Source organism: Streptomyces tamarix, assembly GCF_032423885.1.
Lineage (GTDB): Bacteria > Actinomycetota > Actinomycetes > Streptomycetales > Streptomycetaceae > Streptomyces > Streptomyces tamarix.
On the sequence record NZ_JAWCTQ010000003.1, the window covers coordinates 172,158 to 186,730 of the forward strand.

A 14,573-nucleotide genomic window follows, 5' to 3' on the forward strand; every position below is an offset into this window, starting at 1 on the left:
TGAGGCTGCGGAGACGGGGCAGGACGTACCGGGCGCCCGGGACGGGGCGGGACGGTCGCGGGACGCGGCGCGCGCGGAGGCGGGTCGTGTGCGGGAGCCGCCGCTTCAGGCGGCGGCGCCGCGGGGACACATGGCGCTGGCGAGGCGGCACAGGTCGACGTGCAGCCGCGCGACGAGCAGGACGGGGCCCGGCGTCTGTTCGCTCACGTCGATGGAAACCATGCGGTCATCGTATCGATTCCCGGTCGCCCGACCAGAGTGTGATCTCGCATGACGGACGGGATCCGCTCAGCATGCGGATCCCGTCCCGGTGAGCCGCAGGTCGGCGCGGTTCTGTGCGCTTCAGTAGGCCTCGACGACCTGGACCTCTTCCTCGGTGATCTCGCCGTCCAGGATGCGGAAGGACCGGAACTGGAAGGGCCCGGCGCCGTCGGTGTCGGCCGTGGAGACCAGGACGTAGTGCGCCTGGGGCTCGTTGGCGTACGAGACGTCGGTGCGGGACGGGTACGCCTCGGTGGCCGTGTGCGAGTGGTAGATGACGACCGGCTCCTCGTCGCGGTCGTCCATCTCGCGGTACAGCTTCAGCAGGTCGCCGGAGTCGAACTCGTAGAACGTGGGCGAGCGGGCGGCGTTGAGCATCGGGACGAAGCGCTCGGGGCGTCCGGAGCCGGCCGGTCCCGCGACCACGCCGCAGGCCTCGTCCGGGTGGTCGGCGCGGGCGTGCGCGACGATCTGGTCGTACAGGGCCCGTGTGATGGTCAGCATGGGCATCAGGATAAGCAGACGGGCCCGCCCGTACCGAGGGATGGTACGGACGGGCCCACATGCCGGACAACCGGCCGGAAGTCACCGCTTGAACGCGGCGTTCTCCGGGTCGCGCGCCTTCAGCACCAGGTACGAGACGCCCAGGATCAGCGCCCACAGCGGGGCGCAGTACAGGGAGACCCGCGCCTCGGGGTCGACGCCCATCATCACGATCACGCCGAAGATGAACAGCAGGGCGAACCAACTGGTGAAGGGGGCTCCGGGGGCCTTGAACGACGACTGCGGCAGCTCGCCGCGGTCCGCCTTGGCACGGTAGCGGATCTGGGAGACCAGGATCATAATCCAGGCCCACATGCCGGAGATGGTCGCGAAGGAGACGACCTTGTCGAACGCCTCGCCGGGCCACTGGTAGTTGATCCAGACGCCGACGAGCATCAGGCAGGCCGAGAAGGTGGTGCCGACCAGCGGCGTGCCGGTCTTCGTCAGCCGGGTGAACAGGCGCGGGCCCTGCCCGTTGAGGGCGAGGTCGCGCAGCATGCGGCCGGTGGAGTACATGCCGGAGTTGCAGGACGACAGGGCGGCGGTCAGCACCACGAAGTTCACGATCGCGGCGCCGACGCCCAGGCCCATCTGCTCGAAGGCGGCGACGAACGGCGAGACGCCCGGCTTGAAGTGCGTCCACGGCACGACCGACAGGATCATGACCAGCGCGCCGACGTAGAAGACGGCGATGCGCCACGGGACGGTGTTGATGGCCTTCGGCAGGGTCTTCTCGGGGTCCTTGGACTCGCCGGCGGTGACGCCGACGAGCTCGACCGCCAGGAAGGCGAACATCACGATCTGCAGGGTCGCCACCGTGCCGCCGATGCCCTGGGGGAAGAAGCCGCCGTCGGCCCACAGGTGACTGACGGACGCGGTGTCCCCGGCGTCGGAGAAGCCGATCGTGAGGATGCCGGCGCAGATCAGGATCATGCCGACGATGGCGGTGACCTTGACCATCGAGAACCAGAACTCCAGCTCGCCGAAGAGCTTCACGGAGATCAGGTTCGCGCCGTACAGCACGACGGTGAAGACGAGCGCCGAGATCCACTGCGGGATGTCCCACCAGTACGTCATGTACGTGGCGGCCGCGGTGACCTCGGTGATGCCGGTGACCACCCAGAACAGCCAGTACGTCCAGCCGGTGACGAAACCGGCGAACGGGCCGACGAACTCGCGGGCGTACTCCGAGAAGGAGCCGGACACCGGGCGGTACATGAGCAGCTCGCCCAGGGCCCGCATGATGAAGAAGATGACGAGGCCGGCGATCGCGTACGCCAGGACCAGGCTCGGGCCGGCCTTGGAGATGGCCTTGCCCGCGCCGAGGAACAGGCCGGTGCCGATGGCACCGCCGATGGCGATCATCTGGATCTGCCGGGCGCCGAGGCCCCGCTGGTAGCCCTCGCCGACGGCCCTGTCGCCGCTGTGGTCGTTCTCGACCTTCAGAGAGGTCATGGTTTTCGGTGCGCCTTTCTCCACGCTGATCCCCCCGGACATGGCTGGAGTGCCGCCGGCGGTCGGCCGGCCGTGGCGCCCCCGGGAGCATGGGTGGCGCTCCCGGCGGTCGTGCAGATGTATCACAGTCGTACACATAGGGGACGAAGCGTCCTGTGACCTGCATCACCCGGAAAGCACAACAAATCAGCCATCGCTTGGCAAAAAGCGCACCTTATTCTTAGCGGATCGTTATACGGAATTGAGCGTCCGCTGAGCGAACGCGCCCCCCGCACCGGGGTCCGGTGCGGGGGGCGCGTCGGTCGTGCGGGCGGGCGGTCACCCGCCGAGGGGAGCGGTCAGGGGGATTCGACCGGCTCCTTCTCTCGCTGCTCCGGCTCGGCGCCGGCGTCGCGGCGGCGGACGAACTCCAGGAAGGAGTTCAGCTCGCGCTTGACGACGGGGGCGAGGAGGTACAGGCCGATGATGTTGATGACGGCGACCGTGAACAGCACCACGTCGGCCAGGTCGATCAGGGTCTGCAGCGTCAGCAGCGCACCGGAGACGGTGAACAGCGTGTAGACGATCTTGCAGAGGATCTCGCTGGTCCGGCTGCGGCCGAAGAGGTACGTCCACGCCTTGAGGCTGTAGTAGCCCCAGGTGAGCACGGTGGAGAGGGCGAACAGCATCACCGCGACGGTGAGGATGTACGGGAACCAGGGCATGGCGGTCGCGAAGGCGTCGGAGGTGATCGTGACGCCGCCGATGGACTCGCCCTGGCGGGCCTCGTTCCAACTGGCCGGGTTGGCGATGACGATGGTCAGCGCGGTCATGGTGCAGATGACGACCGTGTCGATGAACGGCTCCAGCAGGGCGACCAGGCCCTCGCTGGCGGGGTAGTTGGTCTTCACCGCGGAGTGGGCGATCGGGGCGGAGCCCATGCCGGCCTCGTTGGAGAACGCGGCCCGCTTGAAACCGATGATCAGCGCGCCGAGGACGCCACCGGCGACCCCCTCGGGGTCGAAGGCGCCGTCGATGATCTGCGAGACGGCGGCCGGCACGTGCGTGATGTTGGTCAGGATGACGACGAGGCAGGCGGCGATGTAGATGCCGGCCATGGCCGGGACGAGCCTGCTGGTGACGTTGGCGATGGAGCGGATGCCACCGATCAGCACGATGCCGACGAGCGCGGCGACGAGGGCGCCGAAGAACAGCGCGCCGGCGGAGGAGCCCATCAGGCCGTCCTCGCCGCCGGTGACGGAGACGAGCTGGGCGTAGGACTGGTTGACCTGGAAGAGGTTGCCGCCGAAGAAGCTGAAGAAGAGGACCATGGCGGAGGCCAGGACCGCGAGGACCTTGCCGAGCCTCTTGCCGCCGGCGCCGAAGCGGTCGGCCAGGCCCTTGGGCAGGTAGTGCATCGGGCCGCCGGAGACGGTGCCGTCGGCGTGCACCTCGCGGTACTTCACGCCGAGGGTGACCTCGACGAACTTGGTGGCCATGCCCAGCAGGCCGCACAGGATCATCCAGAAGGTGGCGCCGGGCCCGCCGATGGAGACGGCGACGGCCACACCGGCGATGTTGCCCAGTCCCACCGTGCCGGAGACGGCGGCGGTCAGCGCCTGGAAGTGGTTGACCTCACCGGCCGACCCCTCCTCGTCGTACTTGCCGCGCACCACGTCGATGGCCAGCTTGAACTTGCGTAACTGGACGAGCCCGAACCAGACGGTGAAGACCAGGCCGGCCACGACGAGCCAGGCGACGATGAGCGGAAGCTCAGTCCCCGCGACGGGGAGGGTGTAGAAGACGATTTCGCCCAGCCGGGTGGCTATGGGCTCGAAGAAGCCGCTGACGGCTTCGTCGATCGATGTGGTGATGGAGTCCAGGGACATCTGACTACCTCAAGGCGCAGGAGGGTCTGCTGGGCGGCATGGCACAGCAGCAGAGGTGCACGGGTTCGAGCGAACGCCGTTGTACCGGTCCGGCGGCGTGCACCCCGTCGGCCGCGGACTCGGACGACGTGGGTCACACATGTCGTACGTGAGTGGCTGGATCGGTCCACAACCCCCGCGGGCGACGGTGTGGATCACCGCAGGGGTGGCGAAGTTCTACCACGTGCTTAACCGTCTGTTGCGTGAGCTGGCTCACACACTGGCGGTCCGAACCGGCCAGGGGAAGAGAAGCGCAGGACCGTTGACGCGATCGTTACGTGGAATCCGATGTTCGAACACCGGACGGCCGCCTCGGCCGAAAAACAGCAGGGGGAGACGGCTCCGGCCTGCGGTCGTCACCGCGCGTCAGCGCGGCCCGGGGCCGGATCACCACCGTGCCGGTGCCTACGACATCAGCGTCTCGACGAGCGTCTCCTGGAGGGCGCCCAGCCACAGGTAGGCCATCACCATCGGCTTGCGCGGATCGGAGTCCGGGAGCCGGTACAGGTCCTCGTTCTCGTCCTCATCGGCGACCTCCAGCCGCGTCCCGATGGTGAGGCGGAGGTCGTTGAGCGCGCCGAGCCAGCGGCGGCACTCCTCGGGCGAGAGCTCCAGACGGCCGCCGCCGGACCCGTCGCCGGCGGAGACCAGCGCGTCGAGGCTGCGGACGACGGCGAGGGCGTCCTCGCGCTTGCGGGTGCGCAGGTCGTTCTCGGTGAACCGGCGGAACTCGGAGGACGCGGCGCGCAGCTGCTCGTCGCCGTCCCCGTACGCGTCGGGGAAGAGGCGGGCCAGTGCCGGGTCGGACGGCTTCTCGCTGGGGCCCTCCTGGAAGAGCGCGGCGAGCGGGTCCTCGCCCTGGGCGGGCTCGTCGCCGGGGCCGATCAGCTCCAGCATCTGGACGGCGAGCGAGCGCAGGATGGAGACCTCGACCGCGTCCAGCGGCACGGTCGCGCCGCCGCCGGGCAGCGCCTCGAAGTGACCGCTCATCAGCCGCGGTCCTGGGAGAGGGTGGCCCACAGCCCGTACCCGTGCATCGCCTGCACGTCGCGCTCCATCTCCTCGCGGGTGCCGCTGGAGACCACGGCCCGGCCCTTGTGGTGCACGTCGAGCATCAGCTTGTGCGCCTTGTCCTTGGAGTAACCGAAGTACGTCTGGAAGACGTACGTCACATAGCTCATGAGGTTGACCGGGTCGTTGTGGACGATCGTCACCCACGGCACGTCGGGTTCGACGACGGCCTGCCCCTCTTCCGCCGGGGCCGTGCGTTCGATCTCTACGGGAGCAACACTCACTCACCCAATGCTGCCACTGCCCGTGTGCCACCGCACAAACGGACCCGCGGACTCCGTGCCGGCGCCCGTCCGACCGCCCCCACCGGGGCCCCGAAATGCCCCGGACGAGAAATCGTCACTCTGACGAGTATTCGGGGTACGATCCTGGCATGAACGCTGCGGACCTAGGACTTCCGGTGGCTGTGCCGTCCACCGCGCTCTTCACCGACCAGTACGAGCTGACCATGCTCCAGGCAGCCCTGCGGGGCGGCACCGCCGACCGGCGCTCGGTCTTCGAGGTCTTCACCCGGCGCCTCCCCGAGGGCCGCCGGTACGGCGTCGTGGCCGGCACCGGCCGCGTCCTGGACGCCGTGGAGAACTTCCGCTTCGACGACGCCATGCTGGCCTTCCTGCGCGAGCGGGGCATCGTCGACGAGCCGACGCTCGCCTGGCTGGCGGCGTACCGCTTCGGCGGGGACATCTGGGGCTACCCCGAGGGCGAGGTGTACTTCCCCGGCTCGCCGATCCTCCGCGTCGAGGGCTCCTTCGCCGAGTGCGTGCTGCTGGAGACCGTGATCCTCTCCATCCTCAACCACGACTCCGCCATCGCCGCCGCCGCGTCCCGGATGTCGGCGGCGGCCGGCGGGCGCGGACTGATCGAGATGGGCGCCCGGCGCACCCACGAGCTGGCCGCGGTCGCCGCGTCGCGCGCCGCGTACGTGGGCGGCTTCGACTCCACCTCCGACCTGGCCGCCGGGTTCCGGTACGGCATCCCGACCGTCGGCACGTCCGCGCACGCCTTCACGCTGCTGCACGACACCGAGCGCGACGCGTTCCGGGTGCAGGTGGAGGCGCTGGGGCGGGGCACGACGCTGCTGGTCGACACGTACGACGTCGGCGAGGCCGTGCGGACCGCCGTGGAGGTGGCCGGGCCGGGGCTCGGCGCCGTGCGCATCGACTCCGGGGACCTGCTGCTGGTGGCGCACCGGGTGCGGCAGCAGTTGGACGAGCTGGGCGCCCGCGACACGCGGATCGTCGTCACGTCGGACCTCGACGAGTACGCCATCGCCTCGCTGGCCGCCGCGCCCGTGGACGCGTACGGCGTCGGCACGCAGCTCGTGACGGGCAGCGGGCACCCGACGGGCTCGATGGTCTACAAGCTGGTCGCCCGCGCCGACTCGGCGGACCCCACCGCCCCGCTGCGGCCCGTCGCGAAGCGGTCCCTGGGCGGCAAGATGTCGGTGGGCGGCCGCAAGTGGGCGGCCCGGCGGCTGGACGCCGAGGGCGTCGCCGAGGCGGAGGTGGTCGGCACCGGCGCCGTACCGGAGGAGCTGGCCGGGCGGCTGCTGCAGCGGCAGCTGGTCAAGGCCGGGGAGGTCGTCGCCCGGGAGCCGCTGGAGGCGGCGCGGGAACGGCACATCGCCGCCCGTGCGGGGCTGCCCCTGTCGGCCGTCCAGCTCTCGCGCGGCGAGCCCGTGCTCCCCACCGAGTACGTGACGCCGTAGCCCCTCCTCCGGGGACGCAGCCCGGCTCCGGAGGCGCGGCCCGGCTCCGGGGCGCCGGGGTCCGGCTCCGGGGACGCGGTCCGGCTCCGGGGTGCCGGGGTCCGCGCCGCCGGGGTCCGCTCCGCCGGGCGCGGGCGTGTTCCGTGCCCGGCGGTGAGCGGCCCCGCCCCCTCCCGCCGGGAGGAGGAAGTCTCTACGCTCGAAAACATCCCCTCCCACCACCACCGACCACCGACCACCCCCCACCGTGAGGACAACCGCCATGCACCGCGCATTGATCGTCGTCGACGTTCAGAACGACTTCTGCGAGGGCGGCAGCCTCGCGGTGGCGGGGGGCGCGGACGTCGCCGCCGCCATCACGGACCTGGTCGGCGAGACCGCGGGGGTCGGCTACCGGCACGTCGTCGCGACGCGCGACCACCACGTCGACCCGGGTGACCACTTCGCCGAGCGCCCCGACTTCGTCCGCTCCTGGCCGCCGCACTGCGTGGCGGGCACCGAGGGCGTCGGGTTCCACCCGAACTTCGCGCCCGCCGTCGCCTCCGGCGCCGTCGAGGCCGTGTTCGACAAGGGCGCCTACACGGCCGCGTACAGCGGCTTCGAGGGGTCCGACGAGAACGGCGTCCTCCTCGCGGACTGGCTGCGGGCCCGCGACGTGACGGAGGTCGACGTCGTGGGCATCGCGACCGACCACTGCGTGCGGGCCACCGCCCTCGACGCGGTCGCGGAGGGCTTTCGCACGCACGTGCTGCTCGACCTCACGGCGGGCGTCTCCGAGGAGACCACCGACAAGGCCCTGGAGGAGCTCCGCGCGGCCGGGGTGGAGCTGACCGGCAAGCCGGTCGTCTGAGCGGTGAGCCGGTCGCCTGACCGGCCCGCGCGGGCTGTGGGGTCACAGGGGCCCGTGGGACTTCCGGCGGGAGCCGTGGGCTTCCGGGGCCTGTGGGACTTCTGGCGGGCGCCGTGGCCTACAGGGGCCGTAGGGCTTCCGGCGGGGCTCGTGTGGGGCCACAGGGGCCCGTGGGGCTTCTGGTGGGGCTCGTGTGGCCTCAGAGGCCCGCGTGGCTCAGCAGTGCCCGTATCGGGCGCCACAGCTCCTGCTCGCGGCTCGGCGTCGTCCGCCACAGCAGCCCGTCCGGGTGGTGCAGCACGGCCGTGATCTCGTCGGGCGACGGCGGGTGGGTGTTGCCCCGCAGGTAGACGCGCAGGCCGAGGTTGCGCAGCCGGGTCAGCGCGCGGGGCCGGTTCACCGCGTGGACCAGGATGCGGACCTCGCCCTCGCCGCCCGGGTTGGGCAGGCCCAGTGCGACGACCATGCTGCCGCCTGGCAACTTGCAGAAACCACCACCGGGCATGTCGAAAGTTCCCCCGTCGAAAGGTATGTCAATAGGAACGCGGTCAGCTGCACCTAAACACGATCGGCCGCCACCCGCTAGAGGGCGACGGCCGATCATGCTGTGACCTGCGGGTTCCTAGATCACCTGGTCGACGGACCCACCTGGACGGTGATCGTCCGGCCGTTGCGCGGCTGCTGGGTGATCGCGATCCGGGTGTTGGTGTCAGTTACCTTGACGCCGGCCCGCGGGTTGCTCTCGAACCAGTAGACGCCCTTGCGGTCGTCGAAGACCGGGTTGCCGGGCAGGCCGCCGATCCGCTGCGGGACGTCCGCGTTGTGCAGCGTGACGCGGTCGGTGCGGAAGCGGCTGAACGGCGCGTCGTGGGACTGGATGCGGTTGCGCATCAGCGTGCCGTCGGCCCAGGTCAGCGGCTTGGCGTGGGCGTCGATGGGGAGGACGAGGCCCTCACCGGGGTGGACGGCCGTGTTGTTGTCCGCCTGGGAGGTGTCCCACTTCCAGATCAGCAGGCCGGTCTGGTACGGGTAGTGCTCCACCCAGCTCGCCTTGTCGCCCCCGAAACCGAAGTTGTACGGGCCGACCTCCAGGGTCGCGTCGTAGGAGACGTACTGGCGGTTCTCCGCGATGTAGTACTGCGGGTACTCGTCGGTGATCGCCTCGCCGATGCGGGAGAAGCCCTTCGACGTCCAGCCGGCGACCGCGGTCTCGGCGTCGTCCGCGAAGAGCGGGGCGCCGTCGGCCGTCACGACGATGTTGTCCGCCGCGAAGCCCTTCTGGGCCACGCCGCCGTCCGTCTGGTAGCGGAAGCGGATGTCGATCTTCTTGCCGGCGTACGCGTCGAGCGGGTACACGAGCTTCTTGAACGACTCGGAGACACCGGTCAGGGCCGTGGCGCCGCTGGCGTCCTTGGTGATCGGGGCGCCGTCCGCGGTGCCGTCGAGGGCGGTCCACTGCGCGCCGCCGTCCGTGGAGACCTCGGCGTACAGGTAGTCGTACTCGGCCTCGATGTCCCACCAGCCGTCGAGCGACAGCTGGGCCTTGGCCTTGCCCGTCAGGTCGACGGAGCGGGTGAGGGTGTTCTTGAGGTCGTCACCCATGTTGCTCCACCACTGGGTGGCGCCCTGGACCGGCTTGACGACCGGGGTGGTGACCTTCTTCTTCGGCAGTTCGACGATGAGCGCCTGCGGGTTCTTCGTGTTGTACTCCGCGACGCCCAGCGTGTGCCTGGACTTGGTGGCGGCCTTGGCCTTCTCGTAGTTCAGCCAGCCCAACTGCAGCTTGTCCCAGGCGGTCATGTCGCCCGGCATGTCGCCGATCGAGTCCTTGCCGGTGCCCAGCCAGGAGCCGGAGGACATCAGCGACCAGAAGCCCGTGGAGTTCTCGGCGCCCGCGCGGCCGGAGGTGTCGTACAGGTCCGGCAGGCCGAGGTCGTGGCCGTACTCGTGGGCGAAGACGCCGAGGCCGCCGTTCTCCGGCTGCATCGTGTAGTCGCCGACCCAGATGCCGGTGTTGCCGATCTGCGCGCCGCCGGCCTTGTTGTTCGCCGGGCCGGTCTTGCCGGCGTCGGTGCCGTACGCGTACCAGCGGTGCGCCCACAGGGCGTTGGTGCCCTCCGCGCCGCCGCCGGCCGACTCGTCCTCGCCCGCGTGGACGATCTGGAAGTGGTCGATGTAGCCGTCGGCCTCGTTGAAGTTGCCGTCGCCGTCGAAGTCGTAGCGGTCCCACTGGTCGTACTCGGCCAGCATCGCCTTGATCTCGGCGTCGGACTTGCCCTTGGCCTTCTGGTCGGCGGACCACGCGGTCACGCCGTCGCGGACGGCGTCCCAGACGTTGGAGCAGTTGGTCTGGCCGCAGTAGTTGGAGCCGTAACGGGCCTCGTTGTACTCGACCTTGACCCAGTCCGAGACGGTGCCGTCGACCGAGTAGCGGCCGGACGAGGTGCGCTCGTAGTAGGTCTTCAGCGAGTGCTTCTGGTTGCCCCGCTCGTCCTTGCCGGTGCCGAAGTACAGGTCCTGGAAGTGCTCCCGGTCGTAGTCGGCCTGCCAGGCGGTGGAGTTGTCCTTCGACCGGTCCGGCTTCGCTATCTGGTTGTGCAGCGGGCCGGGCGTGCCGCCGTACTTGGGCTTCAGCTCGTCGGTGTCGTCGTCCTTGCGGTCGACGAGCGTCTCGTTGTCGACCTTGTCGCCGAACTCGACGAGGATGGTGAAGATCTTGTCGGTCTTCTCCCGGCCGAGCTCGACGTACTTCTTGTCGTCGAGCTTGACGACCTGGGAGGCGCCGCGGCGCTCCACCTTGGACTCGCCGGCGAGGACCTGCTCCAGCGCCGCCTCGCGCTGCTTCTGCTGCTGCTCGGTGAAGGGGCCTTCGAGGTCGTGGTCGACCCCTGCGGCCTTGTCGTGGGCGTGGGCGTGGCCGTGGTCCCCGCCCGGCGCCGGGTCGTGGCGCTCGATGCCCGTCTCCGGGCGGTTGTCGGCGTGGGCCGTGGTGAGGGCTCCGGCGGTGGCGGCGGTCGCGGCCAGGGCCACGAACACCGCGGACGTGCGGAACGCCCGTCGTCTGCTGGTCACTTGTTTGTTTCCTCCCCTGCGAACCGCCAACGCGGATGGGAGGTCACGTGATTATCCGCGTGCGGTGTCGCGCCACAAGTGACGACATTCGACCGGACTTACGCGAGAAAAGACAGTCTTGACTTGCACAGGCCAAGTGCCCTATGTGGACACTCCGATCCGTATACCGGACAGGGGAAACGATCCCCTCGCGGCGCGCGTGATCCCGTGCGCCCTTGACGCATCGGCACGGTGCGTGAGAGATCGTTCACGCCCGGTTCTCAGCAAGTGTTCGGCGTCGTAGGGTCGTCGGTCAGTGCGACCGCGCCGCGAGAGACCCCCACCCCACCACGAGGACGGAACCCGTCATGCCGCGTCCGACCGCCGCACAGCCCGCCCCCGGCCCGGCCGCCGCCCACCCGGCCACCGTCCGCCCGGCCACCGTCCGCCCGGTTGTCACCCCGCCCCCACCGTCGGGCACGGGCGCCGACGCCAAAGCCGCCCCGGCCCACCCGGCCCGTCCGGTCCTCCCGGCGCCGGGCACGGGTGCGGCACCCGCCGCGCCGCCGCGCGCCCACCGGGGCGGGGGCGCCCGGGCCGCGGGGGCCCCGGCGCCCGCCGCCGCCCCGGACCAGCGGCCGTCACCGCGCCGCTGACACCACGACGGTTCTCGCCGCCTTGTCGTGGAGACCTTGCTTGTACGGCTTGTCCACCAGGATCAACACGAGCAGCAGCAGCGGCCACAGGCAGGCGCAGCAGATCAGCGCGGGCAGCCACAGCACGAGCGCCCGCATCAGCGCGGCGCTCGTCGGCGGGACGCTGCCGTCGTTGAGCATCGCGACCCGGATTCCGGTCATCCGCTTGCCGAGGGTCTGACCGTTCCACTTCGCCGTCATGAGGGTGTCGTAGGCGACGTACGCCAGCATCGACAGGAGCTGGAACGTCCACTGACCGCCGCCGCTGCCCGACGCCCACACGTCGCCGAGGTTCGCGGACTCGTCGCTCACCCGGGAGTAGACGCCGAAGGGGATGCCGATGAGCGCCAGCGGCACGGCGATGACGAGCCAGTCGACGATGCGCGCGAGGACCCGCTTGGCGGTGTCGGCGAGCGGCGGCATCCCGCCGAGCGGGTCGGTGCCGCCGTAGCCGTAGGGGCCACCGCCGTAGGGGCCACCCCCGTAAGGGTCTCCGCCGTACGGGCCTCCGCCGTAGGGGCCGCCCCCGCCGGGGGGTTCACCGCCGTACGGGCCGCCCGGGTACGGGCCCGCGCCACCGGGCGGCGGAGGCGGCGGGGCGCCGCCGCCCTCCGAGGAACCCGGGGACCCGGGGGACCCCGGCGCCCCCGGGGGCTCCTGCGGGCGTTTGCGGAACGGATCGTCCTCGGGGGGCGGGCCGGGCGCCGGCGGTTCGTTGCTCATGGGGGCAGTGCATCCCGCGCCGCCGACGCCCGCATCCGGTCATGTGCCGTTCGGGGGACGGGGTCAGCGCCCCGCCACGAACGTGCCGGCCGCCTTGTCGTGCCAGCACTGCCGCCACGGCCGGTCGAACAGGCACCACACCACGTTGAGCACGCCGATCCCGACCAGTCCGAGCACCCCGTACACCAGCCAGCGGCGCAGCGCCGCCCCGAACGACGGCGGTTCGTGCGACTCGATGCCCCGCACCTCGGTCCCGCACAGCTTCTTGCCGAGCGTCCGCCCCCACTTGGCGGTCGGCAGCGCCTCGTACACCACGCCGAGCACCAGCAGGATGCCGAGCGCGATCCCGAACTGGACGGAGGTGGTGCCGTCCACCAGCCACACCGTGACCGTCTCGCCGGACCGTTCCGCCTGCTCGATCTTGCCGAGGATGTGGTCGACGGCGTTCAGCACGAACGGCGCGCCCGCCGCCCCGGCGAGCGCGCCGAGCACGATCGTGTCGACGAGCCGGGCGGCGAACCTCCTGCCGAGCCCGGCCGGGCGCGCGGCGGCCCGCTCCTGGGCGGCGCGCAGGAACGGGTCGCTGACCGGCGGCTTCCACGGGACCACGGGCTGGTCGGCGTCCGCACCCAGAAGGGTGGGACCGGGCTGCGCCTGCGGCGGTACGGGGCCGGGCTGCGGCTGGGCCAGTTGGTGGACCTGCTGCGCCCAGGAGGCGGCGGCGCCGGGACCGGCGGTGACCGGGGCGGCGGGCGGGGCGGGGGCCGCGGGCGCCGGGGCGGGGACGTGCGCCTGTGGCGGGACCTGGTGCGCGGGGGACGGCTGCGGCCGGCCGGGCTCGTGGGGCTGCGACCGGGCGGCCGGGGCCGGGACGTGCGCCTGGTGCTGGGACTGCGGGCCCTGGGACTGGACCTGCGGACCTTGGGGCTGGGACTGCGGACCGTGAGGCTGGGACTGCGGGCCCTGGTGCTGGGACTGAGGGCTGTGGGACTGCGGGCCGTGGGCCTGCGGGCCCCGGGGCTGGACCTGTGGCCCCTGGGGCTGGGCCTGCGGGCCGTGCGGGGCCGGGACGTCCGGCGTGCGGGGCGCCGCCGGTCGGGGTGCCCGCATGGTCATCGTGCCCTCGGGACCGGTCCGCGCCTGCGGCTCGGGCTCCCCCCGCCGTACGCCGGGCAGCGCGCCGTCCGGCGGGTCGGCGGCGGCCGGCACCCGGGGGTCCGACCGGCCGACCGTGCCCCACGCGACGTCCCGCCCGCCGTCGAGACCGCGCTGGCGGGAGATGTCGGCCTGCCACGCGGACGCCGGCTCGGGCCCCGCGCCGCCTTCCGCTTCCCGTTCCGGTTCGGCGCCGGGGCCGGACTCGGACGCCATGCCGGGGTCTTCGTCCAGGAAGACGGGTCCGGTCTCCTCGACGGCCGGGACCGGCGCGGGGGCCTGGGCCGGGACCCGGGAGGGCGCGGCGGAGGCCGGCGGCACCGGCGCGGCCTCGCCCTCCCCGGGCGCGGGGCGGCTCGTACCGGGCACCCAGGCGGCACCGTTCCAGTACCGGATGTAGCCAGGAATGGAGGGGTCTGGGTAGTACCCGGCTTCGGGGCTGCCGTCGCCGGTTGCCGGGGTTGGGGCGCTCATCACCGTGGTCCCGTATCTCCTCGAGGGCCTCAATTCAGGGCACCACATCTATCAGACCGCCGGACGCCCCCGGGCCGCTCCGCGACAGAGGACCCCCATACGGTCACTAATGCGTCACGCAAAGTAACAGAAATTCGTTGGTGGAAGTCGCGTAATGACGACGCGGGAACCCGCTCCCTCCTTCCGGGCGGGTCCGCGGCGGACCCGCGCGAACCGGCGAGAGGGAGGAAGGAACCATGGAGCGGACCACGGTGGAGCGGGAGCTGGAGATGAGACTGGTGCTGTCCGCGGACCACAGCGTGCCCGTACCGGCCCGGCTGACGTACCGGACGGACGACCCGTACGCCGTCCACGTCGTCTTCCACATCGGCTCCGAGAACCCGGTGTACTGGACGTTCGCCCGCGAGCTGCTGGTGGAGGGCGTGTTCCGGCCGTGCGGCCGCGGGGACGTGCGGATCTGGCCGTCGCAGGCGGACGGGCGCGAGGTCGTGCTGATGGCGCTGTCGTCCCCGGACGGCGACGCGCTGCTGGAGGCACCGTCGCCGCAGGTGTCGGCGTGGCTGGAGCGGACGCTGCGGGCCGTGGCGCCGGGGACCGAGCCGGAGCGGCTCGGCATCGACGACGGGCTGGCCGCGCTGCTCTCGGCGGAGGCGTGAGGGACGCGGGCGTGAGGGACGGGG

Annotated in this window: 13 protein-coding genes; 3 read left to right on the forward strand and 10 right to left on the reverse strand. The window is 71.5% G+C overall.

Going from position 1 to position 14,573, the window contains the following annotated elements; all coding sequences use genetic code 11:
- Positions 1 to 105: 105 nt before the first annotated feature.
- The 6 genes from RND61_RS04135 to clpS all read right to left on the reverse strand — a co-directional run bounded on the left by RND61_RS04135 (position 106) and on the right by clpS (position 5,461).
- Positions 106 to 222, reverse strand: a complete 117-nt coding sequence (locus tag RND61_RS04135; RefSeq protein ID WP_315876269.1) for a putative leader peptide — start codon at positions 220 to 222, stop codon at positions 106 to 108.
- 120 nt (positions 223 to 342) lie between these two features.
- Entirely contained in the window at positions 343 to 765 is a 423-nt protein-coding gene (locus RND61_RS04140) for a M67 family metallopeptidase (RefSeq protein WP_315876270.1), read from the reverse strand.
- 81 nt (positions 766 to 846) lie between these two features.
- A complete protein-coding gene (locus tag RND61_RS04145; RefSeq protein ID WP_315876271.1) occupies positions 847 to 2,259 on the reverse strand; it encodes an amino acid permease in 1,413 nt (470 codons plus the stop codon).
- Between the two features lie 338 nt (positions 2,260 to 2,597).
- Entirely contained in the window at positions 2,598 to 4,127 is a 1,530-nt protein-coding gene (locus RND61_RS04150) for an alanine/glycine:cation symporter family protein (protein ID WP_315876272.1), read from the reverse strand.
- Between the two features lie 444 nt (positions 4,128 to 4,571).
- A complete protein-coding gene (locus RND61_RS04155) occupies positions 4,572 to 5,156 on the reverse strand; it encodes a DUF2017 domain-containing protein (protein ID WP_315876273.1) in 585 nt (194 codons plus the stop codon).
- On the reverse strand, positions 5,156 to 5,461 hold the full coding sequence (clpS, locus tag RND61_RS04160) for an ATP-dependent Clp protease adapter ClpS (RefSeq protein WP_315876274.1): 306 nt from the start codon (positions 5,459 to 5,461) through the stop codon (positions 5,156 to 5,158). Before clpS ends, RND61_RS04155 begins: the two co-directional genes overlap by 1 nt.
- Positions 5,462 to 5,610: 149 nt before the next feature.
- On the opposite strand from clpS, the gene RND61_RS04165 reads away from it, so the two are divergent.
- Both RND61_RS04165 and RND61_RS04170 read left to right on the forward strand, forming a co-directional pair.
- Complete coding sequence (locus RND61_RS04165) at positions 5,611 to 6,945, forward strand: nicotinate phosphoribosyltransferase (RefSeq protein WP_315876275.1); 1,335 nt, start codon at positions 5,611 to 5,613, stop codon at positions 6,943 to 6,945.
- Positions 6,946 to 7,207: 262 nt separating this feature from the next.
- Positions 7,208 to 7,795: an isochorismatase family protein gene (locus tag RND61_RS04170; protein ID WP_315876276.1), complete on the forward strand. Its 588-nt coding sequence runs from the start codon at positions 7,208 to 7,210 to the stop codon at positions 7,793 to 7,795.
- Between the two features lie 199 nt (positions 7,796 to 7,994).
- On the opposite strand, the gene RND61_RS04175 is transcribed toward RND61_RS04170, so the two are convergent.
- From RND61_RS04175 to RND61_RS04190, 4 genes are all read right to left on the reverse strand, one after another.
- Positions 7,995 to 8,300: a hypothetical protein gene (locus RND61_RS04175; protein ID WP_315876277.1), complete on the reverse strand. Its 306-nt coding sequence runs from the start codon at positions 8,298 to 8,300 to the stop codon at positions 7,995 to 7,997.
- Between the two features lie 122 nt (positions 8,301 to 8,422).
- A complete protein-coding gene (locus tag RND61_RS04180) occupies positions 8,423 to 10,867 on the reverse strand; it encodes an immune inhibitor A domain-containing protein (RefSeq protein ID WP_315876278.1) in 2,445 nt (814 codons plus the stop codon).
- A gap of 620 nt (positions 10,868 to 11,487) precedes the next feature.
- The gene (locus tag RND61_RS04185) at positions 11,488 to 12,264 is read right to left on the reverse strand and encodes an RDD family protein (RefSeq protein WP_315876279.1); all 777 of its coding nucleotides are present in this window, start codon (positions 12,262 to 12,264) and stop codon (positions 11,488 to 11,490) included.
- 63 nt (positions 12,265 to 12,327) lie between these two features.
- Positions 12,328 to 13,893 (reverse strand): RDD family protein, encoded by a 1,566-nt coding sequence (locus tag RND61_RS04190; RefSeq protein WP_315876280.1) that lies wholly within the window; start codon positions 13,891 to 13,893, stop codon positions 12,328 to 12,330.
- A 236-nt stretch (positions 13,894 to 14,129) separates the two neighbouring features.
- Here RND61_RS04190 and RND61_RS04195 point away from each other — a divergent pair, with 236 nt between their 5' ends.
- Positions 14,130 to 14,549, forward strand: a complete 420-nt coding sequence (locus RND61_RS04195; protein ID WP_315876281.1) for an SsgA family sporulation/cell division regulator — start codon at positions 14,130 to 14,132, stop codon at positions 14,547 to 14,549.
- Positions 14,550 to 14,573 lie beyond the last annotated feature (24 nt).

What these genes read in the sequence shown, in the direction of transcription:
- RND61_RS04135 (WP_315876269.1), bottom strand. Translation starts at nt 222, where the DNA reads ATGGTTTCCATCGACGTGAGCGAACAGACGCCGGGCCCCGTCCTGCTC.
- RND61_RS04140 (WP_315876270.1), bottom strand. Translation starts at nt 765, where the DNA reads ATGCTGACCATCACACGGGCCCTGTACGACCAGATCGTCGCGCACGCC.
- RND61_RS04145 (WP_315876271.1), bottom strand. Translation starts at nt 2,259, where the DNA reads ATGACCTCTCTGAAGGTCGAGAACGACCACAGCGGCGACAGGGCCGTC.
- RND61_RS04150 (WP_315876272.1), bottom strand. Translation starts at nt 4,127, where the DNA reads ATGTCCCTGGACTCCATCACCACATCGATCGACGAAGCCGTCAGCGGC.
- RND61_RS04155 (WP_315876273.1), bottom strand. Translation starts at nt 5,156, where the DNA reads ATGAGCGGTCACTTCGAGGCGCTGCCCGGCGGCGGCGCGACCGTGCCG.
- RND61_RS04165 (WP_315876275.1), top strand. Translation starts at nt 5,611, where the DNA reads ATGAACGCTGCGGACCTAGGACTTCCGGTGGCTGTGCCGTCCACCGCG.
- RND61_RS04170 (WP_315876276.1), top strand. Translation starts at nt 7,208, where the DNA reads ATGCACCGCGCATTGATCGTCGTCGACGTTCAGAACGACTTCTGCGAG.
- RND61_RS04175 (WP_315876277.1), bottom strand. Translation starts at nt 8,300, where the DNA reads ATGCCCGGTGGTGGTTTCTGCAAGTTGCCAGGCGGCAGCATGGTCGTC.
- RND61_RS04185 (WP_315876279.1), bottom strand. Translation starts at nt 12,264, where the DNA reads ATGAGCAACGAACCGCCGGCGCCCGGCCCGCCCCCCGAGGACGATCCG.
- RND61_RS04190 (WP_315876280.1), bottom strand. Translation starts at nt 13,893, where the DNA reads ATGAGCGCCCCAACCCCGGCAACCGGCGACGGCAGCCCCGAAGCCGGG.
- RND61_RS04195 (WP_315876281.1), top strand. Translation starts at nt 14,130, where the DNA reads ATGGAGCGGACCACGGTGGAGCGGGAGCTGGAGATGAGACTGGTGCTG.